Below are 12,769 nucleotides of genomic sequence, written 5' to 3' on the forward strand. Positions count from 1 at the left end.
TCTCTGGGCCGTCAGGTGCCGGACGAGCCCGGTCGGGCCGTGTCGAAGACGGCGGCGACCGCGTTGCGGGTGCGCTCCTGGCTCGACGGCATGAGGTGCGCGTACACGCGGAGCGTCAGGCCGGGATCCGAGTGGCCCAGGTACTCGGCGAGAGCCTTGATGTTCTCGCCCGCGTCCAGGAGCACCGAGGCGTAGAAGTGGCGCAAGGCGTGCATCCCGTTCTCGCGGGACTCGGCGTACGGCTCGCCCGGCTTCCGCTTGGGAATGACGCCGACCGAGGCGAGAGCCCGCTTCCACGCCTCTTCGTTGAGCGACGTACGCCAGACGTGCCCGCCACGCGGCCCGGTGAAGATCAGCCGCTTGGTCACCGGTGGACCGTCCGCCACCTTCCACGGCAAGGTGACCTCGACCGGCGGGAACCGCTTCATGTGCTCACGAAGCGCATCGGCCACGGGGCCAGGAAGCGGGACGTCCCGAAGCTTGCCGCCCTTCGGCGGGGCGAACACGGCCTTGCTGCGGCTTAGCTTCAGTTGCTGGACCACGTGGAGCGTGTCCGAGGTGAAGTCGATCGCGTCGACGGCCACGCCAAGGATCTCGCCCTGACGGAGCCCGCAGCCGCCGCCCAGGTCGACCATGGCCTGGAAGCGCTCGGGCATGGCGGCCCGGACGGCGAGGACCCGCTCTGGCGTCCAGGGCGCGACGCGCTTGTTGTCGACGGTCGGCGGCCGGACGGACCGGGCGGCACAGGGGTTGCGCGGAAGATGGCCGTCATCCACTGCCGCGCTGAGCGCCGCGCGCACGTTGGAGTAGATGGTCCGGGCGTACGACCCCCGGACGCCGTTCTCCTGGAGTTGCCGCACCCAGTCGCGGATGTGCGCCGGCTGGAAGGAGCCGAGTGGACGTGAGCCGAGGTAGGGGAAGGCGTGCAGCCGTAACTGCGACTCCATCGAGGCTTGCGTGTTCGGGTCGGCGCCCTGCGTGGCGACCCACCGCTCGGCGTACTGCTGGAAGGTGATCCGGGCCGCGCGCGGGTCGATGTACTGCCCGCGCGCCATGTCCGCTTCGACGTGCGCCAGCCACTGATCGGCGAGCCGCTTCTGTCGGTCGGGGAAGCTCTTGGACTTCTCCGTGCCGTCCGGGCCGACGTAGCGAGCCCGGTAGCGGAGACCCGATCCGTAGCGCTCGGTCTTGACCCTGCGCACCTTCCCGTCCGGGCCGGTCTCGGTCCGGTACCACCGGTCCTGAATGTGCCCGGCCATCAGGCGGCAGCTCCTTCCCGCAGGGACTCCACCCAGGCTCGAACGTCCGCAGGGTCGTAGCGAAGGTGCCGGCCGACCCGGAAGCCGCGGGGACCGGTGCGCTTGCGACGCCACTGGTACACCGTCTCGACGCTGGGGAGGCCGAACATTTCCACCAGGTCGTCGGGCGTCAGATATCGCTCGGGCAGAGGGCGGGGTTCGTTGGCGTCGTCGGCTGGGGCGAGGCGTCGGTTAGCCACAGGGTTCCCCTTCGGTATCGGACGCGTCGGTCCTTGAGACGGCGAGCCAGGTTTCAGCGGCGGTCAGGCCGGTGCCTGCGAAGCGCCAGTGGGAGAGGACGAGGACGGTGCCCGGGTCGGGCAGCGGGTGGCCGGCCTCGGCCGCGCGCTCGCGGGCCAGGGCTTCGTTGTGGTCGGCGCGTTCTTGGCGGAGGGCGCCGAGGGTGACGGAGTAGGCGCGGGATTTGGTGGAGAAGTGGCCGCGGAAGCCGAGCATGTGGGCCCACTTGCGCAGGCGCAGGTCTTCGAGTTCGGGGAGAGCGCCGAGGTGCCAGCAGGTGAGGATCAGCCGTCGGGCGTGGTCGGTGACGCCGGAGCCGATCAGGTCGGTGATGGGGTTGCGGATGGGGCGGTCGAGGGTGCCTGCGGTCTCGGCACCCTTGGTGGCGTACTTGGCGATGTAGGCGGCCACGGCACGGCTGGACAGTTCTGAGGTGCCCGCGAAGTCGGCGGAGCGGATGGGGCGGATGTCGAGCTGTTCGCCGAAGCGGAAGGCGTAAGCGTGGCCGTCGAGGTCCGGGCCGGGGGTCTCGGCGAGGTGGGCCGCCGAGCGGATCGCGTCGGTGAGCAGTTCGGTCGTGGCCCAGGCCGGCGGGGCGTCTTCAGCGCCGTCCGGGCCGTCGAGGCGGATGACGGCGTGGAAGTGGACGGCGCCGCGCCGCTGGTACTCGGCGACCTTGGCGTACGACACCTTGAGGCACTCGCGCAGGGCCGAGCGTCCGATGCCTGCGCGGGAGGCGAGTTGGTGGCGCAGGTAGGTGGTGAAGCGGGCCCACAGCGCGCCTGCGTGTGCGTTCCACAGGACTGCCGCGCGGTAGTCGTACCGGTCCGGGTCGAGCGGCGTACCCAGGGCGGGGTCGTCCTCCAGGTGCCGTCGACCGCAGCGGCACCGACCGCCGGCGGGCCGGTTGTGGACGGGGCCGAAGGAGGGGGCGGTGAAGGTGGCGAAGACGCGGGGGTGCTGGGCGACGGTCGGGCAGATGCCCTTGCCGCCGCTCAGACCAGCCGTGACGAGGTGGAAGGTGTCCATGCGGTACACCTCGGCGCAGGCGGCGCACCGGGTGGCGCGACGGTTGTTGCAGCGGATGAGGAGCTGTCCGGCGGGGAGGTCGCGGTCCACGATCTCCCGGACGATCTCGCCGGTTGCGGCGTGGACGTCGAGCCGGTGACCCTCCATCCGTACCGGCCGCTCGCAGCCGCTGAGGCGCTGGATCTGCCGTGCGTAGGTGCTGAGGTCGCCGTGCTGGGCGAGGGTCACCAGGTGGCGGATGGCTCCGGTCGGAGCCGCGGGACGCATGTGCGGTTTCCTCCTTGGAGAGCGGTAGTTGAGCGCCCCGTCCGGCCTGTCCAGGGGGCTAGACATCGTGGGCAAGCCAGACGGGGCGGAGCGGATGAGGTCAGCGCCTGGTGAGAAGGGAGCGCGTGACGACGGCGCAGACGGCCACGGAGGCGGCCGTGATGGCTACGGCGAGGAGCATGGAAACCAGGACGGCGCCGACGACCAGGACCACGGCGGTACCGCCGCCGACGAGGGCGAGCATGGTGCCAGGGGTGAGCTGGACGGCGGGCCGGGTCGGTGCCGGGGTGACTGCGGCCGGTGGAGTCGGGGTGGCCGGGGCGATGGTGGTCGGTTCGACGACGGCGGGCGGGGTGATCAGGCCGGTGGGCTGGGGCATGGTCGGGATGTTCGGGCGGAACATGGGCGGATCTCCTTTCGTGTTACTTGCCGAGGGAGTCGATGACCGGGGCCAGCAGGCTGTCGGCGAGGAGGTAGCCGCCGAGGAGCAGCACGGCGATGAGCCACCAGGGCGGGCGGATGAGCTTGACGCCCAGGACCCCGATGCAGAGCAGGGCGAGCCAGAGCGGGACGTCCATGCGGTGGTTTCCTCTCAGGCCGAACAGCGGTGGGTGCGGGCGGCGAGTTCGGCGGCGGCGCGGCTGTCGTACTCGGCGGAGAAGTCGCAGCGGGGTGCGGTGCAGGCGGCCAGGTGGCGGTTCTTTCCGCGGTCGAGGTAGGAGGCGACGTTCACCGGGCCGATACGGCGGACGTTGCGGAAGCGCCGGTGCATGGTGGTGCTCCTCTCAGAGGTGGGCGGCGACGGATGCGGTCATGGACGGGGGCAGGCCGAGTCGGGCGCGTACGGCGTCGGGGTCGGCGGGACGACCGGTGGCCGAGCGGTGTTCGTCGGCCAGGGCACGAGCGCGATCGATGAGGGCGGGCGGGAGTGCGACGGCGGGAACGGGAGCTGGGGAGGGCTCAGCGACCGGTTCGGCGGCCGTGGCCGTAGCGGCGGGTTCGGGATCGTGGGACGGTGCCGGAAGCGCATCCCGATCGGGTACGTCGACGGTGACCGAGGCCCGGTGCGACTTCTCGGCCGCGTCCGCACTGTCGACCGGTGCGGTCGGCGCTTCCGGGCCGTGCGGGGCGTGGGCCAGGAGTGTTCCGCCGAAGAAGGCGACGGCGGGCCAGCCGGCGACCACGACACGGAGCGAGGCGGGAACGTGGCCCAGGTCGAGGAGTCCGGCAGTGGCGACGTTGGCACCGAGGGACGCGGCCAGGGCGACCAGGAACCACAGCCGCGGCCCCCCGGCCGGTCGTCCACCGCGTTGCTGGTCGCGCATCCGGCGCCAGGCGGCGACCAGCAGCAGGTCGACACTGATCGGGTAGGCCCATGCCTTCCACCCGCCCTGTCCGGACGCTTCGGCGAGATCGTGCAGGTGAGAGAAGGACAGGGCCCCGGCGATGACCGCCTGTACGAGCACGGCGTCTACGCGGACCAGGTGGGCACGCATGGGCACGGCGTTCCTTCCGGTTTCGGGCATGGCGGGATAGGGACGTGGCGTGAGGGGCGCCACGCCGACCGTGGGAAAGGAGCGCGGTTACCCGGCCACCGGTCGAGCCGCGGGCGCGGTAGCGGCAGGTGAGGCCGGACCGGCGGACTCCACGGTGATGACGGGCCGGAAGGAGTCGAGCCGGGGCAGGTCCGGCATCAGGCCGGAGGTGTCGCGGCACACGGCCGCCGCATCGTCGAGGGTCAGGTGAGGCGAGCGGACGCGGGACCAGCCGCCAGAGGAGTCACCGACGATCGCGATACCGGGTCGTTCGGCGGGGATGGAGGTAGCGGCCAGGGCCGCCTCGGGGGCGATGTCGGCCAGCGCCATGTTCGCCGACGACTCGTCGTTGACCCGGTGGCAGACCCGTCCGGTCAACTGGGCGCGAAGCATGGTGGCGCCCTTGCCGAGTTCGGAGCCGAAGCGCTGTCCGCACACCTCCAGATAGATGCCGGCGGCGCGGCCGAGCTGGGCGAGGCGGATCAGCTTGGTGACCATCGCGTCCCGCCGCTTCTCGTCGTCCTTGCTCGCGGCGAGGAAGAGTTCCGCCACCTCGTCCACGACGACCACGACCGGCACCGGCCGTACGTCATCCGGCAGCCCCCACACATCCGACGTGAGCACGGCGTCCGGACCGGCCGCGCCGCTAAGGCCGATGAGGCGGAACCGTGCCTCCATCTCCGCCAGCAGGGCGTCTAGGAGGTCGTTCGCCCGGTCCGGGTTGTCAGCGAGCGCGGACAGCCGGGGTGCGAACGGGGCGAGTTCGACGCCCCATTTGCAGTCGATGCCGACGAGGACGACCGATTGGCGGGCCAGGCCGCACAGCAGGTTCCGCAGGTAGACGGATTTGCCGGACTGAGTAGCGCCGAGGATCAGTTCGTGCGGCACGGTGCGAAAGTCCCTCACATGCCATCGGCCGTCTTCCCGCAGCGCGAGTGGCAGGCAGAGCGGACCGGCCGCCAGCCGACGGCGGGAGGGCCGTACGTCGGCGAGTACGTCCCAGCCGACCAGCCGCAGTTCGAGCCACCCCGGTTTGGTGGGGTGCACGTACACGGCGTGGGAGCCCCAGGCGTGCCGAAGCCGGTCGGCCGAGGCGGTGAAGTCCTCGGGCGCCTGCCCGGTCGCCATGCGTAGGCGCATCACGAGCCCGGACCCGGTCGGCAGTGGGAACGAGTGGCGAGGCGGTAGGGGAGCCGCCTGCCGCCCCATCATTCGGGCCGTGGCCCGGCGGACGGCCGACGCGGGTACCGTCAGGCCGCAGGCGTCCATCGTCGCCCGGTACGAGATGAGTACCCGCAGCGCGACGACCGGGTATCCGACGAGCCACCAGAACAGGACCGGCATCCGCCGGCGCAGCACCAGCAGCGCGACCAGGACCAGCAAGACCGGTAACAGCGTCTGGACGGTGTCGGCCATGGCGGTCAGCCCTGCACCGCGGCCGGGGCGTTGACCATGACGGCGTCCGCCCGGTAGGCGATGCCGTGACGGGTGCGGCCGCCGAACTCACTCTCCCAGGGCCGGGCCACCAGGCCGGACAGGATGACCGGGGCGCCCATCACCAGGCCCTCACCGATGCCCTGTTCGGGGACGGTGACCTTGATCATGTCGGAGCCGCCGGCCGCGATGAACACCAGCTCCAGCGTCATCAGCCGCTGGTTGGTCACCGGGTCCACAGCGATCTCACCGGTCTGCCGGTCCTTCACCTTGACCTCGGGCAGCTTGGTGACGAGGAGTGTCGCGGCCGAAGTGTCCACGGGGATTACACGCATTGTCTGTACCTCACTGGGTTGGCGGCGCCATGTTGCTCGACGCCATCCGATTTGGATACCCCCCTAGACAGCCAGGGGAGAACCCGCCCCGACTGTCTAGGGGGGTTGACGGTAAAGGTAACCGACGACCCGTCAACTGTCTAGGGGGGTATACGTACGTGTCTCAGGGTCCGTGGGGTGAGCTACCGCAGGACCCAGTGGAGGACGGTTGCGTCGTCGCACGCCTTGCCACGCGGCCAGCGCCGACCGTCGGAGTCGCCGGCCTCGGCGGCACGTACGCGGCCGATCAGCCCATCCGGGCCGGACGAGTTGAGGAGACCCAACGCATCTTTCCAGTCGGCGAGTTCGAAGGTATCGACGAGGCGTGTCGCGCCATCGCTCAGCAACGTGACGGAGGCCAGTGAATCAAGCGGCACCGTCCCCGTCAGGGCATGCTCAGCCGCCTGCGGATCAGGACCGGCGATCCAGAAACCGCCCGGCCGATTACGCAGGCCCGTCAGGGCGTCACGGTATTCCGCTAGGGCAGCGGAGTGTTCGGCCGACCCGGTGGGCAGGGCGTCAACCGGTCCACGCAGACGCTGGCCGACGCCGTCCAACCGCTGGTCGGTGATGGCGGCCGGGCTCCCGTCCGTCTCGGCGAGGAGAAGGGTCGAGTCGCCGAGAACGAGGTACTCCAGAGCTCCCGCATCGACCCGGACAGCGACGACCGTGCTGGTCGGACTGGCTCGATAGTCCAGATCGCATGTGTCCACGTGCAGGGAGCGGACAGCCCGGATCGAGTCGGCGAGACAGTCGGCGAGCGGCCGGGCGGGGCGCGACGCGATCTCAGACAGCAGCAGGCCGCCCAGCGTGGAGGAGAACCAGGCGATGCCGTGTACACACCCGGTCTCCGCCCCGGCGACGCCGGCGCCGTCGAGGAGGACGGCCGCACCGAAAGAAGCGGCAGCGAAGTCCTCGTTTTCCCGTCCCGGGTCGGCCGGCTGTGAGGCGAGGGCGACGTTCACGCCATTGCCTCCTCGTCGTGCAGGTAGAGGGGGCAGAGCAGTTCGACGGATTGCGGCTCGTCGGTCTCGGGGTCGTATTCGACGCTCACCAGCGTGGAGAAGTGGCGCTCGCCCACCTGCCCCCAGAGCGTACTGAGGTCCGAGGCGAGCAGGTGGACCACGCCGAGGGAGCCTGCCGTATGGATTCCGGCGATGGCTAGCACCGAACCGTTGCCGTCCGGTCTGGGCAGCCTGCCGAGGTATCCGACGTCGTGCGGCCGGCGCGGCTCGATGTCTGCCCCCGCGTGGTACGCCGTGCCAGTGCGCCGGTCCACCAGCGCCCACGGTTCGCCCTCCGGATGCTCCCAGCCGAGTACCGGGTCCTGGGCGTACAGGTCGCTCATGGCCTGAGACATGCCCGGCCCGCAGACGACGATCAGGCCGTCACGGTTCAAGTCGATCTCACCGCTCACCAACACATGACCCGAGCTGACGGCAAGCCCGTAGGACTTGGCCAGCTCCTCCAGCCGCTTGCCAGAGTTCATGTCGGCCATGGCGACGACCGGACGCTTCTTCTCGGCGTCCCACCGCAGCGGCGTCACCACGCTGACGGCACCCAAGCCCAGGAAGGCTCCCTCGGGTGCCGGGCCGGTGTGCCGGATCTGGTGAATCCGCCCACGGCTCAGGCCAGCCTTTTCGGCAATCTGCGCATAAGACAACCCCTGCGCGTGGAGGTCTTGGACTACGCGGCGGCGGAGCCGGGCAAGCTCGGTCACCTCCTGCTGCGCGTCGGCCAGCCTCTTCGTGACCTCACGCAGGAGCAGATACGGATCATCGATCGCTGTGATCCGCTGCAGCTCGTCCGACATGACCGCACCTCCTAGAAGTAACCAGGAGTCTAGGGCCCTAGACGGAATGGGCGGGAGGCGCCGACCGGTACGAACGCCGACCACAAAGAATCGGGACCGCCGCCGAGGCACACCCCGAGGACTCACCCCCCACCGCCCGCAGGGCGACCGCCGACCGCCGTCGATCCGAGCGCGATCACACCTCCTCCCGCGCTAGCTCGGCCCAGACCGAACGCCCGTCGGGCCATTTCTTCACACCCCAGTCCTTGGCGCAGGCCGCGATCAGTAAGAGCCCGCGACCGCCCTCTTCCTGACTGGTCGAGTCGCACAGGTGCGGTTCGCAGTCGCCGCCCTGGTCGACCACCTCGATGCGCACGAGGTCGTCGCCGAAGCCCACGATCACGAGGAACCAGCCGTCGGGCGAGCCGCTCAGCGAGTGCCGTACGGCGTTGGTCGCCAGCTCGCTCACGACCAGGGCGGCCTCATCGACTGGGCCATGCTGTGCGGTGAGCGATGCGACGAAGTGCCGGGCGTGAGCCACCTCCTCTGCGAGGCCAGGGAAGGCGCGGCACCACTTAGTGAGCATGGGAAAACACCTCTGTTCGTCTAGGGGGCTAGACAGCGCAGCGGCAGCGTATTCCCAAGCACGGTCAGCAGGCCAGGCATCTAGAGGAATTATTCCTCTACCGGGTGACTGTGTCTCCCAAGTCGCGGAAATCCTTCATCACCCGCAACAGCAGCTCACGTACCTCACCACCGAAGACGGCAGCCCGCTCGAAGGCGCCGAACATCTCCTCGTACGCAGCTACCTCGGCCGGGTCAGCCAACATCTGCTCGCCGGCAAACGACTCAACAACAACCGCCTGTTGATCGCACACCGTGAAGCCATGCCGCGGCAGCACCGGCACAGCCCGACGCCACGGGATGACCCCGAGCCGGACCGAACTCAGACTCTCGACAGCCAGCAGCCGGTCGAGCTGAGCGAGCATCAGCGCTGGGGTGCCGGGCCAGGTTCGCAACACTGCTTCCGTCAGCACGAACACTGACTCCCGCCCCGGCTCGTATAGCGCACTCTGCCGTTCCACCCGGGCAGCCACAGCCCGGCCGACCGCCTCAGGCGTCGAGTTCAGCGCACTCTGAAAGACGTGCCGGGCATACTCCGCGCTCTGAAGCATGCCCGGCAGAACCACACACTGGAACGACCGCACCAGCCGAGCCGCCCGCACGGCATCATTGAGAACGGCTCCGACGATGCCGTCATCATCGGATGCCAGCCCGGCGTCGGCGGCAGTCTCAACGGCGACCAGGAGGTCACGCACCCCACGAGCCGACGAGTCATCAAGGCCGAGAGCACGAGAGAGCCGGTCGAGGACATCGAAGCTCGGCACCATGCGCCCGTTCTCCACCTTGGAGACGGTCGGCTGTCCTACGCCGGCCCGTTGCGCCAACACGGCACCAGTCAGGCCAGCTTCAGCACGCAGCCCCCGAAGACGCGCCCCAAGCGCCTTCATCCGCTCCTGTCGCTCACTCCCCATACTTAGGGTTCTACACCACGGAGCAGCAGAGGCCGGGGCGAGTGCGCGAGCTGCGGTGATCAGCAACAGCCCAGAGCTTGATTCAAACTTTCTCTACTGGTTCAAGGCCCGCGCAGGGCGCGGGCGCGCGCCGCCTCTGCGGCGCGGCCTGCCTCCTGTCTCCGCCCCGGCTGGCCGCGCCCGGCGGCGCGCTCGGCGACTGCGGGCATGAAGTTGGAGACACCCTCTGTGGCTGGGGCGGTCGGCTCCACGGCTTTAGGCAGCCACTTCGGGGCGAGCCTCTAAGATCATGGCCCCAACGTCGTGCTTTACCGGGCAGGTCCACAGACTGCCCCACGCGCCGGAAGCTTACGGGGCCATGATCACTCGCCCCAAAGCAGCTCCAGCCCAAAGCCGCTCCGCCGACCTAATTGACCGGTAGGCCGTACTGCCTCAAAAGGACGACCCGCCTTACAACCGAACGAACGGCAAAAGCTAGCCATCTCGCCTGGACATCAAGAGACTCCTCAAAATATCAATCTTTCTCGCGAGATTTGCGTTATCTGCAGGACTTGACCACCGAACCAGTTCGAAGGGTCGACCATTTTCAATAAATTCACTCAGATATCGATCAATATTCCTGGAGATCGATCCATTAGTGACGATCAGTACAGCGTCTCCCATCTCTTTGGGAATACGGGAAGCCCGCACTAGATCACTGAGCCCAAGCTTCGCCCCCCACTTAACTGAAACCGCAATTACTCCTTCCGGAGTTGCGATCACAGCATCCCTTCCCATATCACCTGAACCGTTCGTGAAAGCGACGGATTTGCTGACGCTTTCCAGATTCCTGAGGACATCTATTTCATACGAGTGCCCACGATTCTGCCATGTAAAGGGTTCAATTCCGAGGTCGCGCGAAAGATCATCATCGGCAGCCACGTCTCGCCTCAGGACTTGGCGATATTCATCAAGGATTGCAGCGTCACGATCCGCTGTCATCTCTTCCTCGAGTTCACCCCTAAGCTCCTCGTTCAGATCTTCGAAGGCCATCGGAGAAAAGCTGCCGCTCCGCAATAGGGAAATCGCCGCTTCTTCTTCATCGGGAAGCAGTATAGAGGTATCCCAAGCCACGATAAGCGGATCAGCGGCACCCCTCTTCAACATGTAAACCTGCCACTTCACCTGAGCCCAACTCCAAACGGACTCTCCGACCTTTCGGCACTCAATCGGCCCCATTGAGTCGACGGAAACCCTCAGCAGAACACCATTAGGCAGCCGCCGGAAACCTTTCTTCCCGTAACCGTCGGTCAACCGATCCCAAGCTTCACGGGCAATCAAGTCACGGGCCGCAGGAAGGCTGAGCTTCTGAAGCAAGACACCTCCCGCCTCATGCTGGATAGTTGCCTCCTCCGTGAACTCCCGAAGAATCTCTTCGAATTCAGCGACCTGCTTGATCCTGTGAACCTTTCCAGTCAAGTCAGCATCGAGGGGGAATGGCCATTCGTCGGGCTGCCCAAAATCAGCCGTATTACTCGTAACGAATTGCACTTCTTCGTTAGGATTGGCGTCCAGGTAGCTTAGTACCGAAAACCAAACGGCCACGTCACGCCCACCGGACTTTTTAGTCTTATCGACCTTTGCCGGCTTCATGCAAGCAGCTTCCCTCAACACCGCCGCTCGAAGCGCATCGATCCCCGTCGGAATTACCTCGAAAACGCCCTTGTACTGCTCACGCCAATATGCGGCGAACTCGTCGCCCCGGAACTTCGGTTCCGGCCCCAAGAGGCTAGGCTCCAAGTCGACCACTTTTCTGTAGTGGCGCAGCATCAACTCAAATTGACGTTGGTACTCATGTAGCTTATGAGCCGTTAGCTCTTCAAGCACAACCCAGGGGACCCCTATTTTCAGGCCGACCTTCCCCAGCATGCGAATCAGGTCGGCCCGACTTCCATGTGGGTCCAGGTCGTGAACAGCGTTAGTGTCGAGAATAATCATATTCCCCCCCGTTCTTCGATCGATCTAAATGCAGTGGAATAGGAGGCCGGCGCATCGCTGCCTGCCCGCCCCCGAGTCGCGCCATGTGCTTTCGCTAGTTGCTGTCAGCGGCCGTAGGCGGACGCTTAGTCCTCGTTGAGTATCGCTATGAAACAGTTTCAAGTCTCGGATTGACACTCGGTCCAGGTTGGATGCGGCTACTAGTCCACGGAACCTCCCTGCGGCCACCCCGATCATTGCGGCGTTTGACTCGCGTCGGCATCGAACAGATCTATCTGTCCAACCGAAACGTCCCTTGAGGATCGCGTCGGTCGCTGATACTCGTCCACGTGACCCATCGTTCGAATAACGGTCGCATTGTAGAGCCAGCTCAAATTACCCTCTTTCTCAAGTTTTCCAGAAACCTGCAGAGCCAGGTCTTCCTCATGTGCCCTGATGGCCTCGTGATAGTCCTCCTCGTCAGCCAAACGAACACGCACTTTCCTTGTCGGCCCTGAAGTCAATGCTTCGACTCCAAATACTCCTGGACTACCCACGTCTTTTTTGGCGAGTAGATGTACACGGCCAACCATAGTCACCATTCGAGATGACTTATCCTCTGCAAGTCTCACGGCCGCTTTGCCCAGAGGTTCCGCGTCTGATCCCTTAAACTCAAAGTGCACAGCTGCAGGAGTCAGCTCTGGGGTACTGGTATCCCACTCGACGGTGATATCGGCGCCATCCGAATCGGTGGCGATACCCAAGAGGGCTTGGGTCATCTCATAAGAGATGCCCCGTGGCACCCCAGCTTCAAAGCCAGACAGCGATCCACTATTGCGATAGTGCTCCACCGCCTCCGCAGTTGCTTCCACCGCACGGACGACCGCCTGTGAGATTTCCCGAGCACGGGCGATGCCCACATCGGGTAGGGACGACATCTCTCCGCCCGAGCCTGACAGCGAGATCCCAGCGTACGGCGGAGCGTAGGCGGTGACGATGTAGCTACCCGGAGCCGTCTGACCCATGAGAACTTCGTCCAAGTAGCGACCTGCGAAGCGCCCATGTCGATTCACGAAATGCCGACCGGGGCCCAGGAAGAACTTAGCCCCCGCCAGCAGCGTACGGCGGGCGGACTCGATTAACCGTTCGCCGCTTCGCCAATCAATGAATCCGCTGGGCGCTGCAGATTCTCTTCTAAATCTGAACTCATCAGAGGCATCAACAGCAAGGCGTGGATAGATGACCCGAGTCCATGATTCGCGGTCCTCTGCTATCTGCATAAGCGCAGAGTGCATAACGTCACCGAACT

Annotated in this window: 15 protein-coding genes; all 15 read right to left on the reverse strand. The window is 66.6% G+C overall.

Annotated features, from left to right (window positions below):
- Positions 1–11: 11 nt before the first annotated feature.
- The 15 genes from ACFYU0_RS20235 to ACFYU0_RS20305 all read right to left on the reverse strand — a co-directional run bounded on the left by ACFYU0_RS20235 (position 12) and on the right by ACFYU0_RS20305 (position 12,740).
- Entirely contained in the window at positions 12–1,259 is a 1,248-nt protein-coding gene (locus ACFYU0_RS20235; RefSeq protein WP_389302966.1) for a tyrosine-type recombinase/integrase, read from the reverse strand.
- On the reverse strand, positions 1,259–1,498 hold the full coding sequence (locus tag ACFYU0_RS20240; RefSeq protein ID WP_389302969.1) for a helix-turn-helix transcriptional regulator: 240 nt from the start codon (positions 1,496–1,498) through the stop codon (positions 1,259–1,261). Before ACFYU0_RS20240 ends, ACFYU0_RS20235 begins: the two co-directional genes overlap by 1 nt.
- On the reverse strand, positions 1,491–2,834 hold the full coding sequence (locus ACFYU0_RS20245) for a replication initiator (RefSeq protein ID WP_389302972.1): 1,344 nt from the start codon (positions 2,832–2,834) through the stop codon (positions 1,491–1,493). The genes ACFYU0_RS20240 and ACFYU0_RS20245 overlap by 8 nt, the downstream gene beginning before the upstream one ends.
- Positions 2,835–2,934: 100 nt before the next feature.
- A complete protein-coding gene (locus tag ACFYU0_RS20250) occupies positions 2,935–3,237 on the reverse strand; it encodes a SpdD-like protein (protein ID WP_389302975.1) in 303 nt (100 codons plus the stop codon).
- Positions 3,238–3,256: 19 nt separating this feature from the next.
- Positions 3,257–3,412 (reverse strand): hypothetical protein, encoded by a 156-nt coding sequence (locus ACFYU0_RS20255; RefSeq protein ID WP_389302978.1) that lies wholly within the window; start codon positions 3,410–3,412, stop codon positions 3,257–3,259.
- A 14-nt stretch (positions 3,413–3,426) separates the two neighbouring features.
- Positions 3,427–3,606: a mobile element transfer protein gene (locus tag ACFYU0_RS20260; protein WP_073889547.1), complete on the reverse strand. Its 180-nt coding sequence runs from the start codon at positions 3,604–3,606 to the stop codon at positions 3,427–3,429.
- A 13-nt stretch (positions 3,607–3,619) separates the two neighbouring features.
- Positions 3,620–4,330: a DUF2637 domain-containing protein gene (locus tag ACFYU0_RS20265; RefSeq protein WP_389302982.1), complete on the reverse strand. Its 711-nt coding sequence runs from the start codon at positions 4,328–4,330 to the stop codon at positions 3,620–3,622.
- Positions 4,331–4,417: 87 nt separating this feature from the next.
- A complete protein-coding gene (locus tag ACFYU0_RS20270; RefSeq protein ID WP_389302984.1) occupies positions 4,418–5,785 on the reverse strand; it encodes an FtsK/SpoIIIE domain-containing protein in 1,368 nt (455 codons plus the stop codon).
- Positions 5,786–5,790: 5 nt separating this feature from the next.
- The gene (locus tag ACFYU0_RS20275) at positions 5,791–6,138 is read right to left on the reverse strand and encodes a hypothetical protein (RefSeq protein WP_352227454.1); all 348 of its coding nucleotides are present in this window, start codon (positions 6,136–6,138) and stop codon (positions 5,791–5,793) included.
- A 182-nt stretch (positions 6,139–6,320) separates the two neighbouring features.
- A complete protein-coding gene (locus tag ACFYU0_RS20280; protein ID WP_389302987.1) occupies positions 6,321–7,142 on the reverse strand; it encodes an integrase in 822 nt (273 codons plus the stop codon).
- Positions 7,139–7,990 (reverse strand): sigma factor-like helix-turn-helix DNA-binding protein, encoded by an 852-nt coding sequence (locus ACFYU0_RS20285; RefSeq protein WP_389302990.1) that lies wholly within the window; start codon positions 7,988–7,990, stop codon positions 7,139–7,141. Before ACFYU0_RS20285 ends, ACFYU0_RS20280 begins: the two co-directional genes overlap by 4 nt.
- 175 nt (positions 7,991–8,165) lie before the next feature.
- Positions 8,166–8,555, reverse strand: a complete 390-nt coding sequence (locus ACFYU0_RS20290; protein WP_389302993.1) for an ATP-binding protein — start codon at positions 8,553–8,555, stop codon at positions 8,166–8,168.
- Between the two features lie 97 nt (positions 8,556–8,652).
- Positions 8,653–9,504, reverse strand: coding sequence for a helix-turn-helix domain-containing protein (locus ACFYU0_RS20295; protein ID WP_389302996.1), 852 nt, complete (start codon positions 9,502–9,504; stop codon positions 8,653–8,655).
- Positions 9,505–9,978: 474 nt separating this feature from the next.
- Positions 9,979–11,481: a PIN domain-containing protein gene (locus ACFYU0_RS20300; protein ID WP_389302998.1), complete on the reverse strand. Its 1,503-nt coding sequence runs from the start codon at positions 11,479–11,481 to the stop codon at positions 9,979–9,981.
- Positions 11,482–11,714: 233 nt separating this feature from the next.
- The gene (locus tag ACFYU0_RS20305; RefSeq protein WP_389302999.1) at positions 11,715–12,740 is read right to left on the reverse strand and encodes a hypothetical protein; all 1,026 of its coding nucleotides are present in this window, start codon (positions 12,738–12,740) and stop codon (positions 11,715–11,717) included.
- Positions 12,741–12,769: the final 29 nt, after the last annotated feature.

The organism is Streptomyces sp. NPDC003720, from assembly GCF_042875075.1.
Taxonomy (GTDB): Bacteria; Actinomycetota; Actinomycetes; order Streptomycetales; family Streptomycetaceae; genus Streptomyces.

Coding starts and splice junctions, on each gene's coding strand:
- ACFYU0_RS20285 (WP_389302990.1), bottom strand. CDS start 7,990: ATGTCGGACGAGCTGCAGCGGATCACAGCGATCGATGATCCGTATCTG.
- ACFYU0_RS20255 (WP_389302978.1), bottom strand. CDS start 3,412: ATGGACGTCCCGCTCTGGCTCGCCCTGCTCTGCATCGGGGTCCTGGGC.
- ACFYU0_RS20300 (WP_389302998.1), bottom strand. CDS start 11,481: ATGATTATTCTCGACACTAACGCTGTTCACGACCTGGACCCACATGGA.
- ACFYU0_RS20245 (WP_389302972.1), bottom strand. CDS start 2,834: ATGCGTCCCGCGGCTCCGACCGGAGCCATCCGCCACCTGGTGACCCTC.
- ACFYU0_RS20295 (WP_389302996.1), bottom strand. CDS start 9,504: ATGGGGAGTGAGCGACAGGAGCGGATGAAGGCGCTTGGGGCGCGTCTT.
- ACFYU0_RS20275 (WP_352227454.1), bottom strand. CDS start 6,138: ATGCGTGTAATCCCCGTGGACACTTCGGCCGCGACACTCCTCGTCACC.
- ACFYU0_RS20305 (WP_389302999.1), bottom strand. CDS start 12,740: ATGCAGATAGCAGAGGACCGCGAATCATGGACTCGGGTCATCTATCCA.
- ACFYU0_RS20250 (WP_389302975.1), bottom strand. CDS start 3,237: ATGTTCCGCCCGAACATCCCGACCATGCCCCAGCCCACCGGCCTGATC.
- ACFYU0_RS20260 (WP_073889547.1), bottom strand. CDS start 3,606: ATGCACCGGCGCTTCCGCAACGTCCGCCGTATCGGCCCGGTGAACGTC.
- ACFYU0_RS20270 (WP_389302984.1), bottom strand. CDS start 5,785: ATGGCCGACACCGTCCAGACGCTGTTACCGGTCTTGCTGGTCCTGGTC.
- ACFYU0_RS20235 (WP_389302966.1), bottom strand. CDS start 1,259: ATGGCCGGGCACATTCAGGACCGGTGGTACCGGACCGAGACCGGCCCG.
- ACFYU0_RS20290 (WP_389302993.1), bottom strand. CDS start 8,555: ATGCTCACTAAGTGGTGCCGCGCCTTCCCTGGCCTCGCAGAGGAGGTG.
- ACFYU0_RS20265 (WP_389302982.1), bottom strand. CDS start 4,330: ATGCGTGCCCACCTGGTCCGCGTAGACGCCGTGCTCGTACAGGCGGTC.